20 protein-coding genes and 2 pseudogenes are annotated in these 24,287 nt (G+C 63.6%); 4 read left to right on the plus strand and 18 right to left on the minus strand.

Annotated elements, in window-relative coordinates:
• Window positions 1-726 (plus strand): annotated as a pseudogene (locus ASE91_RS10615) (hypothetical protein); the annotation flags it as partial.
• 393 nt (window positions 727-1,119) lie between these two features.
• Here ASE91_RS10615 and ASE91_RS19410 read toward each other — a convergent pair.
• Together ASE91_RS19410 and ASE91_RS10620 are read right to left on the minus strand one after the other, a co-directional pair.
• Window positions 1,120-1,260 (minus strand): hypothetical protein, encoded by a 141-nt coding sequence (locus ASE91_RS19410; protein ID WP_156356113.1) that lies wholly within the window; start codon window positions 1,258-1,260, stop codon window positions 1,120-1,122.
• A 386-nt stretch (window positions 1,261-1,646) separates the two neighbouring features.
• A complete protein-coding gene (locus tag ASE91_RS10620) occupies window positions 1,647-4,703 on the minus strand; it encodes an alpha-L-rhamnosidase (protein WP_235530426.1) in 3,057 nt (1,018 codons plus the stop codon).
• A 115-nt stretch (window positions 4,704-4,818) separates the two neighbouring features.
• Here ASE91_RS10620 and ASE91_RS19415 point away from each other — a divergent pair, with 115 nt between their 5' ends.
• Both ASE91_RS19415 and ASE91_RS10625 read left to right on the plus strand, forming a co-directional pair.
• Window positions 4,819-4,974 (plus strand): hypothetical protein, encoded by a 156-nt coding sequence (locus ASE91_RS19415; RefSeq protein WP_156357787.1) that lies wholly within the window; start codon window positions 4,819-4,821, stop codon window positions 4,972-4,974.
• 114 nt (window positions 4,975-5,088) lie between these two features.
• Window positions 5,089-7,125 (plus strand): beta-galactosidase, encoded by a 2,037-nt coding sequence (locus ASE91_RS10625; protein WP_235530427.1) that lies wholly within the window; start codon window positions 5,089-5,091, stop codon window positions 7,123-7,125.
• A 106-nt stretch (window positions 7,126-7,231) separates the two neighbouring features.
• Here ASE91_RS10625 and ASE91_RS10630 read toward each other — a convergent pair whose 3' ends face one another.
• Window positions 7,232-8,374, minus strand: a complete 1,143-nt coding sequence (locus ASE91_RS10630; RefSeq protein WP_235530428.1) for a glycosyl hydrolase — start codon at window positions 8,372-8,374, stop codon at window positions 7,232-7,234.
• A gap of 45 nt (window positions 8,375-8,419) precedes the next feature.
• Between ASE91_RS10630 and ASE91_RS10635 the strand changes: the two genes are divergently transcribed.
• A complete protein-coding gene (locus ASE91_RS10635; protein WP_082453969.1) occupies window positions 8,420-9,457 on the plus strand; it encodes a retropepsin-like aspartic protease in 1,038 nt (345 codons plus the stop codon).
• A gap of 92 nt (window positions 9,458-9,549) precedes the next feature.
• On the opposite strand, the gene ASE91_RS10640 is transcribed toward ASE91_RS10635, so the two are convergent.
• The 15 genes and pseudogenes from ASE91_RS10640 to ASE91_RS10700 all read right to left on the minus strand — a co-directional run bounded on the left by ASE91_RS10640 (window position 9,550) and on the right by ASE91_RS10700 (window position 24,247).
• Window positions 9,550-9,906, minus strand: a complete 357-nt coding sequence (locus tag ASE91_RS10640; RefSeq protein WP_056625971.1) for a protealysin inhibitor emfourin — start codon at window positions 9,904-9,906, stop codon at window positions 9,550-9,552.
• Complete coding sequence (locus ASE91_RS10645; RefSeq protein ID WP_235530429.1) at window positions 9,903-10,871, minus strand: M4 family metallopeptidase; 969 nt, start codon at window positions 10,869-10,871, stop codon at window positions 9,903-9,905. The genes ASE91_RS10640 and ASE91_RS10645 overlap by 4 nt, the downstream gene beginning before the upstream one ends.
• 137 nt (window positions 10,872-11,008) lie before the next feature.
• Complete coding sequence (locus tag ASE91_RS10650; RefSeq protein ID WP_056625976.1) at window positions 11,009-11,770, minus strand: hypothetical protein; 762 nt, start codon at window positions 11,768-11,770, stop codon at window positions 11,009-11,011.
• A gap of 9 nt (window positions 11,771-11,779) precedes the next feature.
• A complete protein-coding gene (locus ASE91_RS10655) occupies window positions 11,780-12,799 on the minus strand; it encodes a hypothetical protein (RefSeq protein WP_156357788.1) in 1,020 nt (339 codons plus the stop codon).
• A 26-nt stretch (window positions 12,800-12,825) separates the two neighbouring features.
• Entirely contained in the window at window positions 12,826-12,996 is a 171-nt protein-coding gene (locus ASE91_RS19420) for a hypothetical protein (RefSeq protein WP_156356118.1), read from the minus strand.
• Window positions 12,997-13,070: 74 nt separating this feature from the next.
• Entirely contained in the window at window positions 13,071-14,000 is a 930-nt protein-coding gene (locus ASE91_RS10660) for a DNA/RNA non-specific endonuclease (protein ID WP_056625982.1), read from the minus strand.
• 40 nt (window positions 14,001-14,040) lie between these two features.
• Window positions 14,041-14,371 (minus strand): annotated as a pseudogene (locus ASE91_RS10665) (transposase); the annotation flags it as partial.
• A 78-nt stretch (window positions 14,372-14,449) separates the two neighbouring features.
• Window positions 14,450-15,760 (minus strand): porin family protein, encoded by a 1,311-nt coding sequence (locus ASE91_RS10670; RefSeq protein ID WP_056625983.1) that lies wholly within the window; start codon window positions 15,758-15,760, stop codon window positions 14,450-14,452.
• Window positions 15,760-17,571, minus strand: coding sequence for a transferrin-binding protein-like solute binding protein (locus ASE91_RS10675; RefSeq protein ID WP_156357789.1), 1,812 nt, complete (start codon window positions 17,569-17,571; stop codon window positions 15,760-15,762). Before ASE91_RS10675 ends, ASE91_RS10670 begins: the two co-directional genes overlap by 1 nt.
• Window positions 17,572-18,075: 504 nt before the next feature.
• Complete coding sequence (locus ASE91_RS18810) at window positions 18,076-18,519, minus strand: ATP-binding protein (RefSeq protein WP_082453970.1); 444 nt, start codon at window positions 18,517-18,519, stop codon at window positions 18,076-18,078.
• A 31-nt stretch (window positions 18,520-18,550) separates the two neighbouring features.
• On the minus strand, window positions 18,551-19,510 hold the full coding sequence (locus ASE91_RS10680) for an IS481 family transposase (RefSeq protein ID WP_056625989.1): 960 nt from the start codon (window positions 19,508-19,510) through the stop codon (window positions 18,551-18,553).
• A gap of 110 nt (window positions 19,511-19,620) precedes the next feature.
• Window positions 19,621-20,424 carry an SDR family NAD(P)-dependent oxidoreductase gene (locus tag ASE91_RS10685; protein ID WP_056625992.1) on the minus strand — a complete coding sequence of 268 codons (804 nt, stop codon included), beginning with the start codon at window positions 20,422-20,424 and terminating at the stop codon, window positions 19,621-19,623.
• An 11-nt stretch (window positions 20,425-20,435) separates the two neighbouring features.
• Entirely contained in the window at window positions 20,436-21,962 is a 1,527-nt protein-coding gene (locus tag ASE91_RS10690; protein ID WP_056625994.1) for a GMC family oxidoreductase, read from the minus strand.
• Entirely contained in the window at window positions 21,959-23,326 is a 1,368-nt protein-coding gene (locus ASE91_RS10695; RefSeq protein ID WP_235530430.1) for an alpha/beta hydrolase, read from the minus strand. Before ASE91_RS10695 ends, ASE91_RS10690 begins: the two co-directional genes overlap by 4 nt.
• 27 nt (window positions 23,327-23,353) lie before the next feature.
• Window positions 23,354-24,247, minus strand: a complete 894-nt coding sequence (locus ASE91_RS10700; protein WP_056625996.1) for an SDR family oxidoreductase — start codon at window positions 24,245-24,247, stop codon at window positions 23,354-23,356.
• Between the last annotated feature and the right edge of the window lie 40 nt (window positions 24,248-24,287).

Genomic DNA, 24,287 nt, shown 5'->3' on the forward strand with positions numbered 1-24,287 from the left:
CATCTCCATCCTCCGGTTCCAAAAACACCTTATCTCGGTGTCCACGGAACCGGCAGCAGCTCACTCACCCGGGTGGCGGACAAGGTGGCGCTGGTGGTCGACGACGGGCGGAAGGTCGAACGGCATGTCACCCGCAACACCGGCGACAAGACCTCAGCGCTCGATGTGGTCGAGCGTGGCAAGGCAACCGACGCCATCCGGTTGCCGGATGCGGGCTCCCCGCTCGAGCGGGCGCTGGAACGCTACGCCGAGTTGTTTCTGGCGGCCGAGCGGATGCGCGAGGACGGACGGGAGCCGGTGTCGTCTCAGGTGTGCGAACTGAACGCGGCCTCAGCGGCGCTTGACCGGGTCCGGCCCTATGCGGCCGAGGACCTGCGGATCGTGCTCGACCGCAGCGCCGACCCGATACGCGGTCTGGAGCAGATTGCTCCGGGAGAGTTGCGGCAGGTCTGGGTGGAGGAGGGGCAGGCGCGTAGCGATCCTAGTGCCTATGCCGACCGGTTCGTGGCCGACTGGCGCTCAGCGTCGGGCGTTAGGGGTGCGGCCGAAACGCCGCAGATCGAAGACCGGGCCGAGCGCCGCTTGGAGCGGCTCGAGGACCGCATGGCGCGGCAGCCCGCGCTGCAGAAGGCGCTCGACGCCCGCATCCCCGAGCGGCAGCTTCGGATCGACGGCCCCGGCATGGGCGGGGGTGGCCGTGAACGAGACTACGGTATGGAGATGTGAGCCGAGGTGAAGAGGTGTGTTTCGGGCGTGTCGCGTTTGCCGGGCTTCGCTCAGTCTTCCGTAACTTTCGCCCTGTCGAGTGCGACGAGACGCGTATACTCTTCAACAGGCACGATGGCGATCATTGGTGATCCCCTGCGTTCAATTGCAATCGCGCCTTCAACTGCAAGCGCAAGGCATTCACGGACTTGGGCGGGTGTACGGGGAAAGCGTACCATGCGCATGGTCGTGTCATATCACTCGGTAGGAACTGCAACTAGGGCTGTGCTACGTCGAACGCCGGTCAATGCGTCGCATTGGTCTCGAATTAAGATTGCAGGTTTCACAACTTGGTTCTGACACCGACCCGTCGGTCTTGTGAGCGGAGAAGCCGTGCTCGGCATGATTGAATGGTCACTCCTCAGGGTCGACACCGTCACCTGTAGCTCCCTCCAGCTTGGCGAGAGGCGGCTCGATCGCGCTCTCCGCAACGCGCGCCATTTCCCCTTCGATCGCCTCGGCCTTGAGCCCTTTAGTTCCCGCCATCGACTGCATGGTCGTCTACTTCCGACGGACGACGGAAGTTTGCGCGTAGAGGTGCGGGCCGATCTAGAAGCCGATCGAACGGGCCTCTAAGTGCGGCAGCGGTACGCAGAACTTTAGCGGCTTCTCCAGATGTCTGATGAGGTTCTCGGGGCGACCTGCTGGACAACACCATTAGTGCCGTGTCTATCTAGCGGAGTGGTGTCGTTTGTATCTGGCGCCTACACTTTACCAGTTCGATAAGAGATATTATGTAAAACTTACCTCCGGCCTACGCACAACTCGCGTGGGAAACCCACCGTACCTGAAAGATCGCATCGTCGCCAACGCCAGCGTAAAATTCCGGCGCTTGCATCCGTGCTACTCCTAGGAAGTGGCTGTTCTAAGCAATGCACCCTTCACCGAAGAGGTACCGATGCAACCCTATGCCGTCCTGACCCGTACAGCGCATCGATGCCGGGAAGCACTACCTGAGCGACGGTGTTGGCCGGTACGGTGAGGTCAAGCAACGCTTGTCGGCCGTCGTGCCGCCACGCCACCACGATCCTGCCGGACGCGCTGTCGAGCGAGGTGGTGGCGGACCTGAAACGCGGGTCGAGGACGGGGGCGACGCGGAACCGCTGGAAACCGGGCTCGATCGGCTCGATCCCGCCGATCCTGCGGTAAAGGAACGAGCAGACCGCCCCGAACGCATAGTGATTGAACGAATTCATTGATACGTCGCCAACGTCGCTGTTCCAGCGTTCCCATGTCGTCGTCGCGCCGCGCGTCACCATATAGCCCCATGACGGATAGCCGGTGCGCAGCAGCAGATCGAACGCCAGCGGCGCGTGCCCCGCATCGACCAGCGCATCGAGCGCCAGCGGCGTGCCAAGGAAGCCGGTCGTCAGGAGCCGACCGCGCCGGATCACTTCGGCGGCAAGGCGTTCCCCCGCGCGAGCGCGTAACGCATCCGGCACGAGTCCAAGCCGCAGCGCGAGGATGTAGCCGGTGTGGCTGCCGTTGCCGACCGTGCTATCTGCGCCAACGAACGCGGCCATGAATGCCGCGCGCGTCCGTGCTGCCTTTTGGTGCCATTGTCGGGCATCGGCGCGTCCGGTCCACATTGCCATCTGCGCCATCTGGTCGAGCGACCGGGCCAGCATCGCGGTCGAGATCAGCGGCTTGGGTGTCGTCTCGTCGCCGGGCCACTTGGCGTCCAGCGCCAGCCAATCCCCCAGATCGGCACCACGCCCCTTGTTCCAGATGCCGTCGGGATTGGTCGCGAGGATACCGTCGCAATAGGCGGCCATCGCCGCCCAATTGTCGTCTACCACCGACCGGTCGCCGGTGTGCAGATAATCGACAAAGGGCAGCATGACGCCGGCATCGGCCCAGCCCGGCGTCGGCGTGTCGGTTCCCCAGCCCAGCCCCTTGGGAGACGGCGACCACATCGGGAACGCACCGTTCGCCGCCTGGTCGTCACGGAGCATCCGGGTGAACGACCGCGTGAAACCCGATACATCCATGTTGAATGCCGCCGTGTCCCAAAAGACCTGCGCATCCCCCGTCCAGCCGAGCCGTTCGTCGCGCTGCGGGCAGTCGGTAGGGTTGCCGCGGAAGTTCGACCGCTGGCTCCATAGCGTATTGAGCCACAGCTTCTGCACCACCGGCTGATCGGTGGCGAAGGTGCCGATCTCGGGCAGATCGCTGGAAACGACCAGCGCGGTGACCATGGCGGCGGTCAGGTCGTCGAGGCCGTCAATCCGGGCGTAGCGAAAGCCCTGGAAGGTGAAAGCGGGCTCCAGCACCTCCCCCGCTTCGCCCGCAAGGACGTAGCGATCCTGGGCACGGGCGACGCGCAGGTTGCGGCGGTCGAGAGCACCCTCCTTCGTCAGGATTTCGGCATGGGTGACGACCACCTCGCGACCGGCCTGCCCCGTCACGGACAGGCGCACGCGGCCAGCGAAATTCTGTCCGAAGTCGACGATGTGCGAGTCCGGACCGATCCGACGAATCGTCGCAGCCGGAACGGTGCGGGTGATGCGGATCGGCGGTCCGAGCGGGGCAGCCAGTGCGGCATCGGGGGTGGGCGCATCCCATACCGGGAGCCATGCGTCGTCATCGAAGCCGGGCGACGCCCAGCCCGCCGGCCAGCGCCGCCGGTCGTGGTCCTCGCCGGCGTAGATCTCCGACATCGTGATCGGCGCTTCGTGGTGCCGCCATTCGCCATCGGTGACGACATGCGCGCCCTCGCGGCTGCCCGCGGTCTCGATCATCAGCCGCAGCCGGCGGGGGGCCGGACCATAGGCGTAGCGGCCATCGGGTGCCTGATAGCTGGCATAGAAGCCGTCGCCGACCATCACGCCGACCACATTCTCGCCGGCCCGCAACAGGCGCGACACGTCATAGGTGCGATAGGGGATGTGCCGACGATACTCCGCCGGCTCGGACTGGAGCTCATCGTCGCCGACCCGGATGCCGTTGATCCAGATGCGGTAGCTGCCCAGCGCCGCGACGTGGAGACGCACGGCACGCGGCACGGTGGCCAGATCGAACTGCCGGCGCATCAGCCGCGCCGGTGTGGGCGGCCAAGCGAAATGCGGCTGTTGCGGGTCGATCGGCGCAGCCTGCCATCCTCCGGCAGCGTCCGCCACTTCCCAGCCATCGACGATGCGACGGACCTCACCGGCCGTCGCGGGCAGCCGCAACTGCGCCGCGATCGATGCGGTCGCTCCGCCATCGCCCTTCCCCGCCGCCACCTCGGCGATCAGTTCATGCCGGCCGGCCGCCAGCGGCAGGACGAAGCGCGCCGCCGGCGGACCGCCATAGGCCTCGGGATGCCAGCCGGGAACGGCGATGGGCACCCCGTCGAGCCGCAGGCCGGTCAGCCGGCTGCGCGTATCGACCACCAGCACGGCATCGCCCGCCGTGCTGGCGAAGCCGAGACGGAACCGCGCCGGCCGCTTCTCGTCGGGCAGGCGCGCGCTCGTCCAGCGCGGCGGCGCGAGGCGGTCGTCCCGCTCCTCCGCCCCCTCGGCGGCCAGCCAGCGTCCCTGCCAGTCCGCCTCGGTCAGCAGCCCGGTCTCCCAGGCGGCCGGCGCGCTCCAGGGAGAGGCGGCGCCGGCCTCGTTCCAGATCCGGACCTGCCAGAAGCAGCGCCTGCGGGCGGCGGGCGGCACGCCGGCGTAGCGGATGCCCGTCGAGGTCGCATCGGCCACCCGACCGCTGTCCCACAGATCGCCCCGGCCCGAGGCCAATATCGCGGGATCGCCGGCCACCCGGACGTGGAACGCCGTCTGGCGTGTGCCAGCGGGGCCCTCGACACGCCATGACAGCATGGGCTGCACGTCGCCCACGGCCAGCGGGTCTTGCAGACTCGCGGTCCGCAGTCCAACCGCCCGCAGGCGTCCGTTGCCCGCGCCGCCTGCCGGACCCGCCAGCATCGCAGCGCCAGCACTGGCACCCGTCGTCATCAGCATCCTACGACGGTTCATCGACGCCATTGCGCTATCCTCCCTATGTTCGACCCTATTCTCGTTTGACCGGATCTTCGATGCTACAGGCCGTTCTCGCGCTATAGCAGGTCGGGTGGCATCGGCATTCTCGGAATCCCTCGCGCTGGTCGAGCAGGAACAGCCGTCCGTAGAGGATGCCGTTGGCCTTTATGCTGCGGCGGTGGGTACGTCCGCGGCGAAGGTTGCCGGGCTTTCCACCGAACTCGGCAGCCCCGGACAAATGCTCTAACGTCACGTCAGGCGAGGTCAGGCCGAACGCTGAAGAAATATCGGCACGACGCAATCGATGAGAGGAATATCCATGATGAAGGCCATCGGACGATCATTGTCGATTGCTGTTGCCATGGCGGCCGCCGGCCCGGCGCGGGCGCAGATGCCAGACACGATCCTGTACGGCGTCGCCTATTACGATGAATATACGCCGGTCGACCGTGTCGACGACGATGCGCGGATGATGAAGGCGGCCGGGATCAGCGTCGTCCGCATTGCGGAATCGACGTGGGGCACGCTGGAACCGCAGCCCGGGGTGTTCGACTTCCGTCATGTCGACCGGATGCTGGCCGCGATGCACCGGCAGAGCATCAAGGTAATCGTGGGAACGCCGACCTATGCCGTGCCGACCTGGCTCGCGCGCCAGCACCCGAACGTGCTGGTCGTTCGCCCCGATGGCATCCGTGCGCAGTACGGCCCGCGGCAGAACATGGACATCACCGATCCCGATTATCGTGCGGCGGCCGAGCGGGTGATCGTCGCGCTGGTCGATCACGTGAAAGACCATCCGGCGGTAATCGGCTACCAGCTCGACAACGAGACCAAGGCCTACAACACCAGCGGCCCTGCGGTGCAGGCCGCCTTTGCGCGCGCGATCCGGCTGAAGTGGCCGGACCTCAATGCTTTGAACAAGGCATGGGGCCTTGATTACTGGTCGAACCGGATCAACCGGTGGGAGGATTTCCCGTCGACCAACGGGTCGATCAACGCCAGCATGTCGGGTGCCTTCGCCGCCTATCAGCGCAGCCTCGTCACCGATTTCCTGACGTGGCAGGCCCAATTGGTGCGCGCCCATGCCCGCCCCGGGCAGTTCCTGACGCAGAATTTCGACTTGGGCTGGCGCGGTCATTCTTACGGAATCCAGCCAGAGGTCGATCACTGGAAGGCCGCACGACCGCTCGATATTGCAGGCATCGACATCTATCATCCGAGCCAGGACAAGCTGACCGGCGTCGAGATCGCCTTCGGCGGCGACGTGACCCGCTCGATGCGGAACGGGCAGAATTATCTGGTGCTGGAGACGCAGGCGCAGGGGTTTCCGCACTGGACACCGTATCCCGGCCAGCTGCGGTTGCAGGCGTTCAGCCATCTCGCCTCCGGCGCGCAGATGGTCGAATACTGGCATTGGGCGACTACTGCGAACGCGATCGAGACCTATTGGCGTGGGCTGCTGTCGCAGGACTACAAGCCCAGCGCGGCATACGCCGAAGCGAAGGGAATCGGTGCCGATTTCGCCCGGCTCGGGCCGAAGCTTGCCGGGATGACCAAGCGCAACCGGGTGGCGGTCTATGTCAGCAACGCCGCCCAGACCGCCTTCGACGCGTTCAAACCCGACGGCGCGGACTATAATCAGGTCGTTCGCCCCTTCTACGACGCGCTCTACCGGATGAACGTCGAGGCCGACATCCTGTCGCCCGACAGCACCGCCAGCCTCGACGATTACAAGCTCATCCTCGTGCCCGCGCTCTACGCGGCCAGTGATGCCGAGATCGCCCGGCTCAACGACTACGCCCGGCGCGGCGGTCATCTGCTCTACACCTTCAAGAGCGGTTTTTCGGACGAGAACACCAAGGTCCGCTATGCCACGCAGCCAGGCGCGATCGCGGAGGCGGCCGGCGTCACCTACCAGGAATTCACCATCCCCGTCGGTGTCAAGCTGGCGGACAATCCGTTCGAGGTCGCAGACGCGGACAATGCGCCGCGATGGTGGATGGAAATGCTGAAACCCACGACCGCACAGGTGGTCGCACGGTATAAACATCCGTCATGGCCGGCGGCAGCGGCGATGACCCGCAACAACTGGGGCAAGGGCGAGGTCAGCTATGTCGGCTTCATGCCGAGCGATGCGCTGGCGGAGAAGATCGTGGCAGCCGAGGTCGCGCGGGCAGGTGTCATGCCGTCGGTTCCGGGGGCACGCTTTCCAGTGATCGTTCGTGGTGGGAGGCTCACGAACGGCCATATGGTCCGCTATGTCCTCAACTATTCGTCCAATCCGCAAACCATGACTGCTCCTCGCGCAGGCATTGAACTGCTGCACGGACAAAAGGTAGTGAGCGGCGCAAGCCTAAACTTGGCACCATGGGGTGTGGCCGTTATTGAGGAAGAGTAACGACTGGATTTAGGCCGGGTTGCTTTACATAGAAGCCGAGTTGGCGTCGTTGGAGAAACGCTTACCGTTATCCGGTTCTTACGCATGCGAATTCGATAAGCATCGGCTACCGTCGCTTTGAAAGGCTTAATTCGTCCTTCGTGAGATATCGATCGGACGCGTAGTAGCTTCGAAGTTGTTCGACGGTATTCTGATCGGCGCCCTTCAGCCAGCGAGTATGCCAGGTCAGGAACCATAGCCAGTCCGCCGTAGGCCCCAGCAAGGTGGGATCGGGTATCGGACCGTTTTCGTGAAGGCAGATGGGTACGGTGTCGCGCACGATCTGCTTCACCTGCCCGAACATTGGAGCAAGTGCGCCATGGTCGTTGGCGTAGATGTCGGCACCAGCGATGTCGACATATGCTCGGCCAGGATAATAGGCCGCGTCGACGTTCTGCCCTGCCCAACCCAGCACCCAGATCAGATTGTCGAGCGCCATCGACCGCGTGTACGTGTCGTACATGAGCCGCCAAAGCGCTTTGAATGCGTCCGGGCCGTGCTTGCCCCACCAGAACCAGTCACCGCTGAATTCGTGGAACGGACGCCACAGCACGGGAATGCGCTGGTCCCGCAGCTTGGCCAGCAGCGCCCCGGTTTCCTTCATTTGAGCCATCATCGCCCGGTTCTGCGGCGTGCCCGGGATCAGCGCACGAGCGACGTCAAAGTCCTTCTTGCTGTTCTCATACCCCGTGCCGACCTCCGGTGATCCCCAATGCCAACAGATCGAGGCGATACCGCCGGAGCGATGCCACTCGGCTGCGCGTGCGTTGACACCGGCATTGTCCTGCGGGTGAATATAGTCGAGGCCAAGCACGGCAGGCAGCTTGCCCGTCTGCCGCTCGATGTACGGCAACTCGTCACGCTCGCTTCCGGGAGACTCCTGCTGTCCGGTGAGCGTCTTGCGGCCGTAGATCGACCACAAATACCGGTAGAGCGCTTTTGCTTCGGCCGAGGCGGAGGGGTTGCTCAAGGTGCGTTTCGGCACGGCCGCGCCGGCATGTCCGGCAAGCCCGAGCGCCGCCACGCCGCCGGCCATCAACGCGCGCCGGCTCAAGATCATCCCATTCTCTCCATCGTGATCGGGTATCATCGGCAGGCATCTTCCACAGTTCGCTTCCCGGTAGGTACGGAGCCGCTGGCTGAACCTCAAGAAACGGATGTCAAAATCGGAAAGCGGGCAGGCGTCTTCAGATGACTGGAAATTGGCCATCATCACACCGCTAGTGGCCGATCCTTCGTGATGCTAACATAAGCTATGGTTGCTTGCTGCCTTGTCGGGCTTGCCAGCGCGCTTGCGATCAGTGTGCAGGCCTTACCGGAACGTGGCCAATCCTCCTTGCCATATCCGCCGCTTACGCTCGGCAACGCGGAGATCGATGATCGTTTGGAAGTTTCCGGCGACGCGATTGAGGGTCAACAGATCGATACACGCATGGTCGTTGGTGTAACGGTCGACGGCTCGGGTCCCTATCGGTTCGTCGTGGACAGTGGAGTCGATCGATCGGTCATCGGAGAAAGGTTGGCCCGCACGCTCGGCCTCCCTGCAGGGCGTTCCGTGACGTTGCATGACGTGGCGGGGGCGAGCAGACGCGAGACGGTACGCATCGCCCGGTTGGGCCTAGGCAGCGGCACGGTCGAGAACATCGTCGCACCGATACTGTCCGAAACGTCGCTTGGCGCGCGCGGTATTATTGGGATCGATGCCCTGCGCGGACAGCGGCTGATGCTCGATTTCGAAGCCGACACCGTCACGGTCGAGGATACGCGCCGCCCGGCAAAGGTGCAGGCCGACGAGATCGTCGTCACCGCCCGCAGTCGCGGCGGACAATTGATCCTGACGGAGGCCCGCGCGAATGGGGTCGACATACGTGCCGTCGTCGACACTGGATCACAGCTGACGATCGGTAATCTAGCGCTTCGTGACGTATTGGTGCGTCGCCGTCGCCGGCCACCCGAACCATCGTCGGCTACGCTGGTCAGCGTAACCGGAGAAACCCTGCTGGTGCCGTTGATGATCGTGCCCGAAATCAGGGTCGGCCGGGTCATCATGCGCGACGTTCTAATCGGGTTCGCCGACCTGCCTCCATTTCGGCTGTTCGGCCTTCGTGAAGCGCCGGCAATGCTGCTGGGAACCGATCTGATGGGAAATTTCCGCCGCGTCTCGCTCGATTTCCGCGCGAAGAAGGTGCGGTTCCAGTTGCGTAGTCATCGACCAGGATCGGCAGGGCGCAGGAGCGCTCGTACGTTGCGGGACGTTGGCGGATCGGATGTTACTGATCCGAGCGACCGGTAGTGGCGCGGCGTTCCTTCGGCCATCAGCGAAATGGCGGCTACCGAAGGATAATGCCCATTTTTACGGCAGTTAGGAAGAGAAGACCCCGAGGTTCACTGCTTGCGATCGTCCCCCCCCTGTTTGCTCAACCGGCGCACGACCGATACCAGCTTCGCCATGGCCGGATCGGTAATCGGTTCCGCAACACAGATTTCGCGGCTTCGTTCGCCGATCGTCAGCCCAACCGTATAGGTGCGTGCGTCGGGTCGCGCACGAGTCTCGGCCGGTGCGCAGTCGAAAAACCCGGCCTCGTCGGCAAGGTCGGCAAGTTCCGCACGCTGGGGGCTGGCGAGATCGCCGAAGCAGACCGTCTGCTCCTTCGCAAGTCCCGGAAAATGGGCAAGGCCGCCTTCGATCCGTAAGCGGGCCTCGCCCGTTACCGGTTCGCCATCGGCCTTGTCCGTCGTCATCCAATCACTCCAACTGCCTGCCACGCCCCGGCGACTGCGGCCACCTCAGGACTTCCCAACCCGTATAAACGACCTGCAACGTCGATGGTAACGCGGGCGAAGCCGGCAAAGTCCGTGTTGGCTCTGGTATTCGGGTCAAGCAGCGCATTGTACCAGATCCGCCCGGCATGGTCCCACGCGTTTCCGCCGATCGACGTCGCCGCCAGATAGAAGGCGCGGTTGGGAATGCCGGAATTGATATGGACCCCGCCATTATCCTGATTCGTGCGGACGAAATCGTCCATATGCGCCGGCTGCGGATCCTTGCCGAGGACCGGGTCGTCATAGGCGGTGCCCGGTGCCTGCATCGAACGAAGCGCTATGCCGTTTACCCTGGCGGTCAACAGACCGGCACCGATCAGCCAGTCCGCCTGATCCGCGGCCTGCCCGAGCAGGCGCTGTTTCACGAGGCTGCCGAACACGTCGGAGATGCTTTCGTTCAGCGCCCCCGACTGGTTGAAATATGCGAGGCCCGCCTCCTTCTCGGTCACGCCGTGGGTCAGTTCGTGGCCGATGACGTCGAGCGAGATCGTAAAGCGATTGAACAATTCGCCGTCACCATCGCCGAACACCATCTGGGTTCCGTCCCAGAAGGCGTTGTCATAATCCTGGTCGTAATGGACCGTCGCGTCGAGCGGCATGCCGGCATCGTCGATCGAGTTGCGCTGATACGCCCCCCAATACAGGGCGAACGTGGCGCCGAGGCCGTCATAGGCTTCGTCGACCGCCACATCACCGGTCGGTCCGTCACCCTCGCGGCGCACCACGGTCGCGCCGGGCGCCTCGGGTTCGCCGGCCGCGTCGCGAATGGTCCGTAGCGGGCTCGGCGTCAGGATATTACCGGCGGCGGCCCGGCGGCGGGCGATATCGCCGACGACCGGGCCAGCAGTGCTGGCGCGTACCATGCGGATGGTTGGATCGATCAACAGACTGCGGATCGCCAACGCACGCATTTCCGGCGAGCCGTTCTCGGCGATCCGCGAAAGAATGTAGGGCGGAAGGATGCAGTGCAGCGAGTGTCGATGAACGGAGGTGCACATGATCGTATCTCCTGTGGATTTGGTCAGCGGCGGGCGCGGCGCACCGTAAAGGGTATCAGCGCGACCCACATGATCGTGATGAACGCGAAGAACTGCCCGGTCTGTTCGGGGCCGCCCGGCAGATAACCGAAGCCGCCCAGGGCAGCCGCGTACAGGACGAACGAAACGACCGAGACGACGATGGCTAGGATATCGGCCCCACCCCCTTCCTCGTCCTGTGTCGCGAACCAGCGAAGCGCCATGATGAAGAGTATGATGACGGCGATCAGGATCAGGCGGAGAACCGCGTGACCGGCGGCGATGCCGATCGCGAGCGGGTAGAGCGTCACCGCCTCGACCGGGAACAGCTTTACGAGGCTGGTATAATAGGGTTCGGCGACGGGAGAGGACCGTGTTCCCGCCAATGCCCCCCGCGTCGACGGGGCACGCAGCCGAAGCGCCCCGCGAAGCGCCGGCCTCGCGCTTGTCACGCCCGGTCCGTCCATTGCCGCGATCGCCCGTTGGACCGTCGTGGCATAGCGCGAAACCGCGGCGTCATCGGGGACGAGGACCACGCCCATTTTCGTCGCCTGACCACAGCGGTCGAAAACCGTGGCGAACAGCGGACGATCCCCGTCTTCCGTCCCGTGCGATCCGACGAACCGCTCGTGCGCGCTACCGAGCGCCGTGCGCAGGCCGAAGAAGGTGTCGAAGAAGCGCGGCAGATAGCGTGGATTGGCGGTGAACGCCTGCAATTGGTCGATCAGCGTGTCCGCTGCGTCCCGGGCCTGATGAAAGTTGGTCATGAGTCCTCCTCAGGCGGGGGTTGCGAGCGATGCGATCAGGCCCAGCGCTCGGGTGATACGCTCGATGTTCAGCTCCCCGGCGGCGCGGCGCTGTTGCCGTGTCAGGCGGCCGGCCAGCGCGTCGCGCAGTCCCGCCTGCGCCTTGGCGGCAAGGTCGATCGCGTCCGCGACCCGCGCGGCGCGTACCGGCCCGTCCTTCGCTGCCTCGCGCGCTGCGAAGATGCGGGCGGCCAACTGTTCGCGCTGGTCGGCTGACAGGGTCGCGCGGTTGCGGATATAGGTTCGGAACAGGGCGTTGCCGTAGAGGTCGTCGGCATTGCGTGCCGCCCCTTTTCCCCATGCGGTGACCTGCACCGACAGCGATGCCAGTGCCCGATCGACGACGGCACCACGTTCGAGGACCAGCGCGCGAACATCGCGTACCTGCCGGGCTTCGCGCGCCAGATCGTCGGCGAAGGCGATCAGCGCGACGAGGCTCTGGCCCTGCTCGCTCGCCACCGCGGCGTTGATGTTCGGCAGGTCGGTGCCGGCGACGAAGTTCGTGAAGCGGGCAAGTCGGTCGGCCTGATCGGCGAAGGCGGTGAGTTCCGCTGATACATCGGTCTTCGGTGCCTCGACGATGGCGGCAAGGGCGTCGGCATAGTCGCTGATCGCAGCGATCAGGGCAATGCGCGGTTCCAGCACGGCGCGTGGGTTGCTGCCGATATCGATGTCGAAGGCGGCATAGCCTTGCATCGGAGCCTCGGCCGACAGGCATAACGGCGCGGGCGGTGCGTCGGGCACGATGGGCACCTGTATACGCAGTGGCGTCACCGGCAGGCAGCTAGAATCGCTCGCGACGAGTGCTGCTGCAGCTTCGCGTCGACGCTGCTCGATGGCATCGAAATAGCTGGCCGTTGCCGTCACCGCCTCGCGGCTTTGTGCCTGCACCGTTCCTGCTGCGTCCAGCCGAATGGCATTGGTGGCACAGCCGCAGACGAGCGACGCTAGGGTCAGTATCGGCAGAACGGCATTGATGCGGCGGCCCATGGCGATCTCCTTGCGATCAGCGGACATCATGCCTGTAAACCGCGATTTTGCCTTTCGTTTCTTCGTCGGGGCAGGCGGCGCGATCGCGGCCGATCCGGCGGTGGGTCGCGGCGCCGCAGGGCGGCGATGATATTGGCGATACTGGTGATAAGCGCCGCGATGCCGACCAGCATCGGACCGTCGATCATGTCGGGCATTTTTCCGACTCCATAGTTGATCCGCGAGCCAGTGTTCCAGCTATGTTCTTTGTAGGACAATGTTTTTTCGCGGATCAGGCCAAAATGTCTCCCGGGCCGGTGATAAGCCGTCGGACGCTCTCACCGGTCGCCGCTTCTTCGTTCGAAAAGCCGTCGAAGGTGTGCAGCATGCCGAAATCGAGATTGGTCAAACCCTCGATCGCGCGTACCGACCGCTGATATGTTTTGAAGGCGCCGAACAGCAGCGTGTGCTCGGTCAGGTCGACGTCATGATCGATCAGGTAGGCGGTTGACGATGGGCGCCCATCGTCATGGACGAAGGCGACGACTTTCCAATAGGCCAAGGGGATCGCAACGCCGCGGTAGAGGGGGTCGGTCGCACGGAACACCGGGCCGGTGAACACGCTCGCCCGCTCGCCGACGCGGCGGGTGTTATCGAGGATATAGTCCTCAAGGCTGAGCCAGGTCCGCTGGTTGAAGGCGGAGAGTTGCGGTGCGCAATTGGTGAAGTGGAAAGTATCCCGGTTGGCGATACCGGCGGTCGTTCCCCAGTTCGGGTCTTCCCGGCGAACCAGATGTCCCCGGTCGAAATCGTTATTGGCGTACAGCGCCTCGCCGACTTGCGCATCCTCGGGGATGCGGCCGTCAAATGCCCAGGGATCACCGCCGCGTGGTACCGATACGCTTGCGCTTCCATCGATATTGACGCCAGTGAATAGCGCCAAACGACGACTCCGAGACATGACGATCGAGAAATGCTCGTAGTCGAGGCGTGCGTCGGGGTTGTTCACAATGGGCAGGACATCATCCGCGATTGCGGAAGCGCTGGGTAGCGGTACGACAAATTCGCCCAGATGATCGGCACGATACCCCGGTCTGCCCTGAAAATATGCGTTGGGCGACGTTCGAACCGTTGCTGCGTCAAACGGGAGCAGGGTTTCGCTCGCTGGAACCACTGGACGCAGATCGTTCAGGCGCGGCCGGTACAACAGATCGATCTTCATCGCGTTTCTCCGTAACTTTCCCAGGGTCAGGACTCGTTGATCACAGCCAGAGGATGACGGCGGCTGCGACGGTGATGGCAGAGAAGAAGCCGGTTGGGCAGCGGTCGTATCGGGTAGCGACGCTCCGCCAGTCCTTGAGACGTCCGATCAAGATTTCGATGCGGCTGCGGCGGCGATAGCGGCGCTTGTCGTAACTGACGGGCTCGTTGCGCGATTTGCGGCTCGGGATGCAGGGCTGAATGCTCTTGACCTGCAGCGCCTTCCTCAACGAGTCGGTGTCGTAGCCGCGGTCGTTAGGTCGCCATTGTGCCTTGGGCAGGCCACCCAGCATTGCTGCCGCCGGTGTAGTCGCTGACCTGACCGGCAGTCATCAATCGGACCCTGCTTGCAGTGTAGCGACTTGTTTGCGATCTCCCACTGCCTTGCTTTGCAGGCCAGCAACCAAAGGATCAAAACGCGCGAACCACACCGAGTTTCACGGTCGTGCGTCGATAGTCATACAGGCCAACCGTCGACCAGTTTCGCTCGGCACCCACCTGCACCAGCGGCGCAAAGCCCCGGACGGTCAGTTGCCGCAGCGTGACGCCGAGTGAGGTCGAAAGCAGCCATTCTCGCCGACGATCGGTAAACAGGATCAGCCGCGCATCCCCTTCCAGTCGGTTGAGACCGACATCGGCGGTCAGGTCGACCCGCTTCATCTGGAACCACGACGTCGCCCCGACCCCGGCGGAAGCCGCAGCATAGCCGGGATCGGCAGCCGTCTGCCGATAGCCGCTGAGGCGCAGGCCATATCCCGTCCTCGGGCTGACGGCACGATCGAACCCGATCGATGCATCGTAGAGACCGCCATTCTGCAGGTCGTTGGCCCGATACGATGCCCGTGCGGCACCGCCATGGGCGACCATCTGGTTCTGCCGCCCGATGGGGTGGATCCAGTCGAAGGACAGGCTGTCGGTCTGGGCGTAAGGATGCCCTCCGTACCAACGCCAGGTCTTGCCGATCGACGGACTGAGTCTATCCTGCTTTCGCTGCCATTCCAGCCCGAGCAGCATTGAAGCGGATACATCGTTGAACTGCGACCGGCGATACAGATTTCCGAGCGTCGAAAAGCGCGGCAGCACCGTTAGGCCGGGAGAGACGGCGATCCGTCCATACCCCTGTCCGGCAAGGCGCAATCCGACGCCGGACTGGGCGCGGGCGTCGCGCGACAGGGTGAGCGGCGCGATGACGGTGTCCAGCGTCCGCGCCTGTGTCGCGCGGTTGATATTGCTGTCGGGTGCAACGGCGATCTGAACCGCACCGCCCAGCGCGCGTGACGATCGCAGCGCGAGGGCGAACTGGTCCACCGTTACCGCGACCGCGTCAGGCAGGCCGATCGACTGCGCCTGCCGCACCGCGCGTCGGGCTCCGGCATCGTCCCCCAGTGCCGCCAGCACACGCGCCAGTTCGAGGCGAACCCGCGCTGCATCAGGCTTCTCGTCAAGCAGAGCGCGGAATGCCAAGGCCGCCTCGCGGTACCGCTTTTTACCGGACAGCATCATTCCCTTGCGGAACCGTGCTTCGGCGCGCACCTCGGGATCGGGATCATGTTCCAGCGCGGCAAAGAGCTGGACGGCATCGTCGGTCCGGTCTGCCGCCTGCGCTGCGTCGGCTGCGGCGAATATCTGTGCCGCCGACAGGCCCTCACGGACCTGCTCCGTGGAATCGGGTTGTCCCGCCAATGTTACGACACCGGCAAAACCCAGCCAGAGCAGGAGCATCAGCGTCTTTTAGCGACGGTAACGCCGGAGATGGCAGTGCTGCCGATATCCGCAGGGAAATTGCCGTTGTTGAGGATCGTAAAGGTGGCTGCGATTTCCTGGGCGTCGGGACCGTAGAAGCGCGGTGCGATATTGCTGAAATCGATGTTCACGGCGGTCGTCGCGCCCGCACGATTGAGCGCGGCGGCGTTCATCCCACGGGCGGTAATTGCGTCCGAAAACGTCCAGGTGCCAAGTGACGTCGTGGTACCACCGCCGGTCGGAACACCGGTCAGCATCAGCGCCCCTTCGTAACGCTGATTGCTGAAATCCACCGCGAACCGCGATGTGCCGCCGACATCTATCGTCTCCCCAGAGGTCGTCGCCGTTGAACCATAGACGATCCCGTCATAACTGGCGGTGCCCGTCCGGCCAGCCAGCAGTTTGACCGGTGTTTCGAAGCCGTAGGCGGCAAAAAACTTGCGGACCTCCGCAAAGCTGCCGTTACGGAACGGAACGCTCCAGATGCCGAACCCCGCATAGGTCAGCTGGATTTCGCCGCTGCTGGTCATCGCAGGTCGATAGATGTCGACATGCGATGCATTGCCATCGGTCGTGAAATCGTAGCTGGCAAAGTTCGGTCGCTGCGTCGCCGAACGATTCGCCGGCCCGAACAGATACGGCGACACCATGCCGTCATACGGCCGGTACGCGAAGCCGCCATCGGGCGTCAGCTGGAGGTTGCCCGGTGCTGAAAATCCGTTGGGCAGCCCGTTATAGCCAATGGCACCGCGGAACTGGGGCGAGAGGGACGTATTCGTCGCCGTGGTCCACGTTGCCGTAGGGGCGGGAAGCGACGTCGCGGCCACGATGTTGGTCAGGGTCAACGATACGGGAGCCCTAGTGGTATCTCGCTGCCCGGTCAGTGTCCCCGTAACCGCCGCTCCCGAACGATTGGTAGCCGAGAAACCGGCTCCGACCTCTTCTGCCGACGGACCGAAGAAACGCCCGTTCATCGTTCCCGAAACCACGCCGTCGAAGCCGGCATAGTAGACGTTGCCCGACAAACTGTTGCCGCTGCCGACCTGACCGGTAGTAACCAGTTCGATGCCGCCACCGCTGCCGTAGGAGTTGCTGGCGAGGCTATATTCGCCGACCATGTTGATCGACCGGAACGTACCACTGCTCAGGTCGACGTCCAGCGTACCCGCACCCGTGAATGCCTTCGGTTCCTTGCCAGGCGTGGTGATGAAACCGAATGCCGCGGTTTCATACCCGGCATAACCGGTACGCGGCACAGCGGTTGCCGCCGTTTCCAAGCCGAAGACGAAGGCATCGAAAACGGTATTCTGCGTCGTCGAAGACACGGAATTGCGCTGCCAATATCCCAGCGCAACATATGCGTTGGACTTGCTGCCGTTGTAAGGCTGCGTTGCGATCGTGAGATAGTCGCGTTGCGCGCTATCGCTGTTCGTATACCGTGTTTCGCCGGGAAATTCGGTCTTCTGCCCCTGCGCTGCGGTAAAGATGGCGCTGCGTCCGGCGGTCTCGATCGTATAGGATTTGGCGACGGCGTCGTAGCTGACCTTGACGGTCGATGTCGTTGATGCGGCCTTTTCCACCAAACGGTCCGACAGATTTATACTAGTATCAACGCTCGCGCCGTTAGCTGAAAATATCTGGCTCGCCTTCAGATCGGTAATGACAGTGTTGGTCGGGGCGGGGGTCGGCGTTACCGCGATTGGTACAGACCCCGCACTGTTGGTTCCGCCGCCGCCACACGCGCCAAGCAACACGCACGGTGCCAACGCCATGTTCACCGATCGCCGCATCCTGCTCCCCTGCCCCACAATGTCTTGAGTCCCCGCAACAGGGATACACTGCTTGGGTAGTGATACAAGACCGGCATCGCCGACCCGCTCAGGCTATATCCTAGGGTTTTGATATGGTGGCGGTATGGCAGATTGCCGGACGACGGTGATATTTCAGCAAGTAGGCATTGCCGCTTCTAATAATTTTCAAGGCTGACCCGCTGTCTACGCTTCGATTGTTGGATTGGCCCGCAGCTGCTCAGTGCGGTTGAGTTGGAAGGCGCGAACGTTGGTGATGCGGTCGTTATCATTCCGGATCAGCCATTTCATAAATAGAAATGCTTCGACCTATAACCGGCCATTCATGTTTGCATGGGCCTGCCAAATTTTGGGCATTCTTTCATATTGTCAGTGAACTCATCACGACCAAAATTAACGCATCCACAATTTCATGGCACTGTATTGGAAGAATTTTTATAAAAACTACAATATTCTGATGTGCCCATGGAACTAATAATCACGGTATTAAAAACTATGCTTACCCATAATATGTGCACGCGATATTGGCAATCGGCAACGAAATGTCGTTGGCAATGCTTGTGTTAATGTTATATTTCCGCCATGTGTCTGTAGTATCTGACGAGCCAAACTTAGACTGATGCCAGTGCCGTTGGGTTTGGTAGAATGAAACGGGCGGAAGATGTTAGCATCACTTGCAGCGACGCTCGGCCCTTCATCGCGGATCTCAATTACCAGATTTTGCTCAGCGCAAAAGGCGTCCACATGAACGATTGCAGCCGTGTCCGGCCCAGCGGCTTCGACAGCGTTCTGTAGCAACGCCCACAGCGCCTGATTAAGCTGATCCCGATCGAGCGGGGCTTCAAGGTCCGGCTCAACCTTCGTTGTCAGAGAGGCGCTGGGCCAACGACTGACGAAAAGACGGGATAGGTCGTCGATCAGTTCTTCCACTGATGTTAATTGTTTAAACGGTGGTGGGAGTCTAGGTGTTTAGTCCCGGCATCTGGTGGATCGGGTCGACGATGAACCGATCTGGCTCTGACGTCCATATCTTGGCGATGTATTCGTAGGGTGTGAGCCCGCTGAGTGTCTTGAGCCGGCGGGCGAAATTGTAGGCAGCCATGAAGTCGGCGAGGTGCGTTCGCAGTTGGTCGTGGCTCTCGTAGTGGAAGCGTTTGACGGTCGCCTCCTTAATGGTCCGGTTCATCCGCTCGACCTGTCCGTTGGTCCATGGGTGGTTCGGTTTGGTGAGCCGGTGCTCGATGCCGTTTGCGTCGCAGATCATGTCGAAGCGCATCTGGCGCGACCAAGCGGTGTTCCGGTTGCGCGGCTGCTCGGCGAACTGGATGCCATTATCGGTGAGGATTGTGTGGATCCGGTAGGGTACGGCTTTCAGCAGGTGTTCGAGGAACTCCCAGGCTGTCCGCCTGTCAGCCTTGTCGACCAGCTGGGTGACGGCGAACTTGCTGGTGCGGTCGATACCGACGAAGAGGTACAGTTTGCCTTCGTTGGTCTGCACCTCGGCGATATCAATGTGAAAGAAGCCGATGGGATAACGCTTGAAGAGCTGACGCTTTGGCTTGTCACCTTCGATGTCCGGCAGGCGGGATATGCCATGTCGCTGGAGGCAGCGGTGCAGCGCTGACCGGGTCAGGTGCGGGATCGACGGCTGCAGGGCGTAGAGGCAGTCATCCAGCGGCAGCAGCGTGTGCCGCCGGAACGCCACAACCATTGCCTCCTCGGCTTCAGTCAGGGTCGTTGAATGAGGGGCCTTCGGCCCGGTCTTCAGATCCTCGACTGTCGCCCTTTTACGCCACTTCGCCACCGTCTTGGGGTTGATCCCCAACTCACGGCTCAGCGTCGAGAGCGAAGCTTGCGATCGCTGTATTGCTGCTCGGACGGCGTGCGTGGTCGTGGCGCTCCCATGACGAACCTGTCCCATACGGCCTCCTTCCATTCCGACGAAAGGATCGCACCATCAAACCGTGGGATCAAACACCTAGGTTTGGCTTGTCTGGCAGCTATGCATGCCGCAGCCTGTGTTCCAACTGGTCACCCCGCGATGGTGAACACTGAGCCGGAGTCGACACGGATACCAGCGCCATTTATAAAACTGGCGCGTTCGGAGACGAGGAACGCGACCGCCGCTGCCACCTCTTCCGGCTTGCCCCGCCGCTTCAGCACCATGCTTGGCCGTTCTTCGTTGAGGAAGCTGGAGATCGCCTCGTCGAAGGTGGTACCCTTCTCCTCGGCGCGCTTGCGCATCATCGCATCGGTCATCGGTGTTGCGATGAACGCCGGCGACACGGTGTTGACCAGCACGTTATCGCAGCCGTAGGCTTTGGAAAGTCCCTTTGCGAGGCTGAGGATACCTGCCTTCGACGCACAATAGGCGAGTTCGTCAACGTACGGCTGCACTGCATCCTCGGACGCGAACAGCACGATCCGTCCCCAGCCCTTCGTCCGCATCGCCGGTATCGCCTCGCGGCACATCCGCACCGCCCCCATCAGATTGATGTTCAGCGTCTCGAGCCAACCGGCATCGTTGACATCGAGGAAGTCGCCGGTCGCGCCGGTGACGCCGGCAGCGTTGACGTAGATATCGGGTTCTCCCAGCTTCTCGCGGACCTGCTGCCAGATCGCTTCGACCTCGTCGAGCTTGGTGACGTCCCCGGTCACCGCGACGATCTCGCCAAGCGGCGACAGTTCGTCGACCGCCTCATCCAGCGTGCCGTCCGGCTTGTCAGTGATCGCGACGCGGACTCCTGCCTCAAGCAATAGCCGAGCAGTTTCCTTTCCCATGCCAGAGTCTGCTCCACTGATCAACGCGATGCGGCCTTTGATACCCAGATCCATGTCTCTCTCCTTCAACCTCGCGTCGCGAGGAAACGGTCGGCGGTGCGCAGCGACAGTGCCATGATCGTCAACGCCGGATTAGCAGCAAGCGCGCTCGGGAAGACCGAATTGTCGCAGATGAACAGGTTGTCGATATCGAAGCTGCGTCCGTCGGCGTCGACCACGGCACGGTCGCCGTCTTGGCCCATCCGGCACGTGCCGATCGTGTGCGCCGAGCGGTCGACCGCGAAGATGTCGCGCGCGCCCGCCGCTTCCCAGATCGCGGTCATCGTCTTTCGCGCATGAGCGTCGATCGCGCGTTCGTTCGGCCCGTAGCTGAAGTCGATCCGCGCCTTGCGCAATCCATAGGCGTCGGTCTCGTCCGCCAGCGTCAGCCGGTTGTCGTCGGACGGCAGGCATTCGCCATTGATGCCGATTCCACCCAACCGGTTGTAATCGTCGAGAAGGTCGACCAACGCCCGCCCCCACAACCCGGCACCGCGCGCTAAATTGGTGGCGAGCGTCACTGGCATCACGCCTAGGCTTTGGATCAAATAGCCGCCGGCATGGTCGGCGTCGCCGGCCCGCATCATGTCCTCTGTGATCAGCGACGAGGGGTAGCCGCGGTTCATCCGCATGTCGGCATCGAACCGACCCCACACCTGCGTCGCGACATGCGCCATGAAGTTGCGCCCGACCTGACCGCTTGAATTGGCGAGATCGAGGTTGAGTAGTAATCGCGGCGTCTCGACCCCGCCGGCGCACAGAAACAGCGCGCGACAGGATAGGCGTCGACGCTCGCCGCGACAAACATAGACTACCCCGGTCACCCGGCCGTTGCCGTCGCGTTCGATGTCGACGACGCGGCACTCCGCCCGCACCTCGGCACCATGTGCGACGGCGAGAGGCAACCAGCTCGTGTCGGTCGTCGCCTTGGCGGCAGTGCGACAGCCCTGGTGGCAGGTGCCGCAGTTGATGCACGCCTTGCGCTCGCCCCAATGCGGCTGCTCGCGGTCGCGCGAGACCAGAGCAGCGGGAGCGTCGGTCGCAGTGATGTTGAGTGCGGTGCAACCGCGTGCCATCGCATTGGCGGGCGCATTGCGCGCGACCGGAGGCAATTCGTAGCGCCGCCCCACGTCCCAGGGATAGCGCGCGGGGCCGGACACGCCGATGAAGCGCTCGACCGCGTCGATATAACCGATCAATTCATCGTGGGCGATCGGCCAGTCCTCGCCCCGCCCGCTCTGGCTGCGCAACCGCAGGTCGCGCGCGTCGGGCCGCGGGCAGAAGGCACCCCAGTGCAACGTCGAACCACCGACACCCATGCCTGAATTGTTGGCGCCGAAGGCGGTGGCGTCGGCGCCGCCGCTCAGCCGCTCTTCCATCCAATAGATGTCGGCGGCGAGTTCGTCGGCGACATGATCGTCGGGCCGAAAGGCGCGCCCCGCCTCCAGCACGATGACCGAGACGCCCGCTTGTGAGAGCCGCGCGGCGAGCGGCGCGCCGCCCGCGCCGCTGCCGACGATGACGACGTCAGTCACGTCCGCTGCCGCGCTCATGCCTGCACCTCCAACTGCTGCCAGTCTTCGATCATGTCGGCCGCGGTCAGCCGATATCCCTGCTTGTGCGGTCCGTCGCCGCCGACGGCGAAACCGTCATAGCCGATCCGCGCCATGGTCGCCGGCAGCGCCATCCATTGACGCGCGATCTCGGAGCGCGCCTCGGCGAACCATAATCGCATCTGGCGCGGATCGAAGGCACCGCCCTCCGTGTCAGCGGTCTCGTCGGCGATCGACTGCAGGCATTGCTCGCGATCCGCTGGCGAAGCGTCGGCAAAGCTGCTGGAGAGGTGATCTAGCGTGTCCAGGCCCGACGTCCAACCCTCAGCGTCGGCGGGCAGTTCGGCGCTGCGCCAGCCGTCGCCGATCCCGCTTGTCAGCATCGCATCGATCCGGGCGGCGAGATCGACTGGATCGGCGGCACCTGGCAGCACCGTCTCGATCAAGGCGGCGAGCACCGCCCGCTGCTGCGGCGACAGCACCTTGCCTCGCGGCGGTGCGGCGTGCCGCTCGGTCATTACCGCGCGTGTTCTGCGGCTGACCCGATCGGAGGCAAGGAGCGCAACGAACGGCGCGGGCAATGCTCGTGCGAAGGCCTGAGTGATGTGATCCCGGATCAAGGTCGCGACCGCAGCGGGCTGTTCATAGGGCAACAAATGCGCGGCGCCGGCCACCACTTCGACGCGCGCGTTGCGATAGTGCGGCAGGTTAAGCCGCCGCTGCGCGTCCTCGCCCAGATCCCCGTCCTCACCACCGGCGACGATCAGCGCCGGCACCGCAAGCGTCCCCGCAGCCTCCCTCCAATCCTCGCGGCTGTCGCGCTTCAGCCAGCCGGTCCAGGCAAGGCGTCGGGAACGCTCCACGTCGGCGATTGCCTGCGTGCGTAGCGGTTCGGGTAAGCGCTGTGCGGTGTTGGCATCGACGAACGTCGCCGCTTCGTCCGGACCAATCCGACCGTTGGCGAACCAGTCGATCATCTCGGCGCGACGCTCCTCGGCCATCGGCTCGGAGGCGGGAGGAGACGCGGCCAGCAGCACTACTGCGGCAAGGCCTGCGAAGGCAGGGTCGCCATCGCGAGCGCGCGCGGCGGCCAACGTGGCAATCTTGCCACCCATGCTGTGCCCGACCACTGCCCAGCTCTGTGGCTGATGCGCAGCCACCTGTTCGGAGAACCAGTCGACTAGCCCCGCGACATCAAGGTCGGCATCCGGGCTGCCGCCGAAACCGGGTAGGCAGAGCGGGACGCAAGCGCCGACATCGCCGAGGTCGGCGATTACCTGATCCCACTCGCGTGCGCTCGCGCCCAGTGCATGAAGGAAATATACCCGGTTCATACGCCCTCCGGCTTTCACGAGCGGCAGCACCAGTGCACCGGTGCTGCCGCACCAATCCTACGCCACGCCTGCCCCGCCGGTGACGCCGTAAACCTCACCGCTGATGAAGCTTGCCTCCTGACTGGCGAGGAGCACATACACTGCGGACAACTCGACAGGCTGACCGGGACGGCCGTACTGGCTCTCCGAACCGAACTTCTCGACCGCCTCCGGGGGCTGGCCGCCCGACGCCTGCAACGCGGTCCAGAAAGGGCCCGGTGCGACCACGTTGGCGCGTATGCCCTTCTCGAGCAGCTGTTTGGCCAGCGCCTTTGTGTAAGCGACGATCCCCGCCTTGGTGGTCGCATAGTCGAGCAGGATCGCCGACGGCTCGTAAGCTTGGATCGAGGCGGTGGTGATGACGCTCGCGCCGGTCGGCAGGTGCGGCACCGCAGCCTGAGTGATCCAATGCATGGCGTACAGGTTGGTCTTCATTGTCCTGTCGAAATCGTCCGAGCTAACCTTAGAGATGTCCTCGCGGTTCTGCTGGCGCCCCGCATTGATGACGAGAATGTCGATGCCCCCCAGCGCCTCATTGGCCTTGCTGACGAGCTCGCGGCACCATGCCTCGTCGGTGATATCGCCGGGCAGCGCGACGGCTGTGCGACCCTCCGCCTCGATCAGCTTGATGACCTCATCGGCATCCGACTGCTCGGTCTCAAGGTAGGAGATCGCGACGTCGGTTCCTTCGCGCGCATAGGCAATTGCCGCGGCGCGACCGACCCCACTATCACCGCCCGTAATAAGCGCCTTGCGGCCCTTGAGTTTGCCGGCACCGACATAGCTCGTTTCGCCGTGATCGGGCTTCGGATCCATGTCGGATGCAAGGCCGGGGACGGGCTGCGGCTGCCGAGGGAAAGGGGGCTGGGGATATTGCGTACGCGGGTCCTGGATGGTCAGACGATCGGTCATGTAATTGCTCCAGCTTGGGGTGACGTGGTGGGAAAGTGTC

Origin of the sequence: Sphingomonas sp. Leaf62 (genome assembly GCF_001421915.1) — a bacterium.
Taxonomy (GTDB): Bacteria; Pseudomonadota; Alphaproteobacteria; order Sphingomonadales; family Sphingomonadaceae; genus Sphingomonas.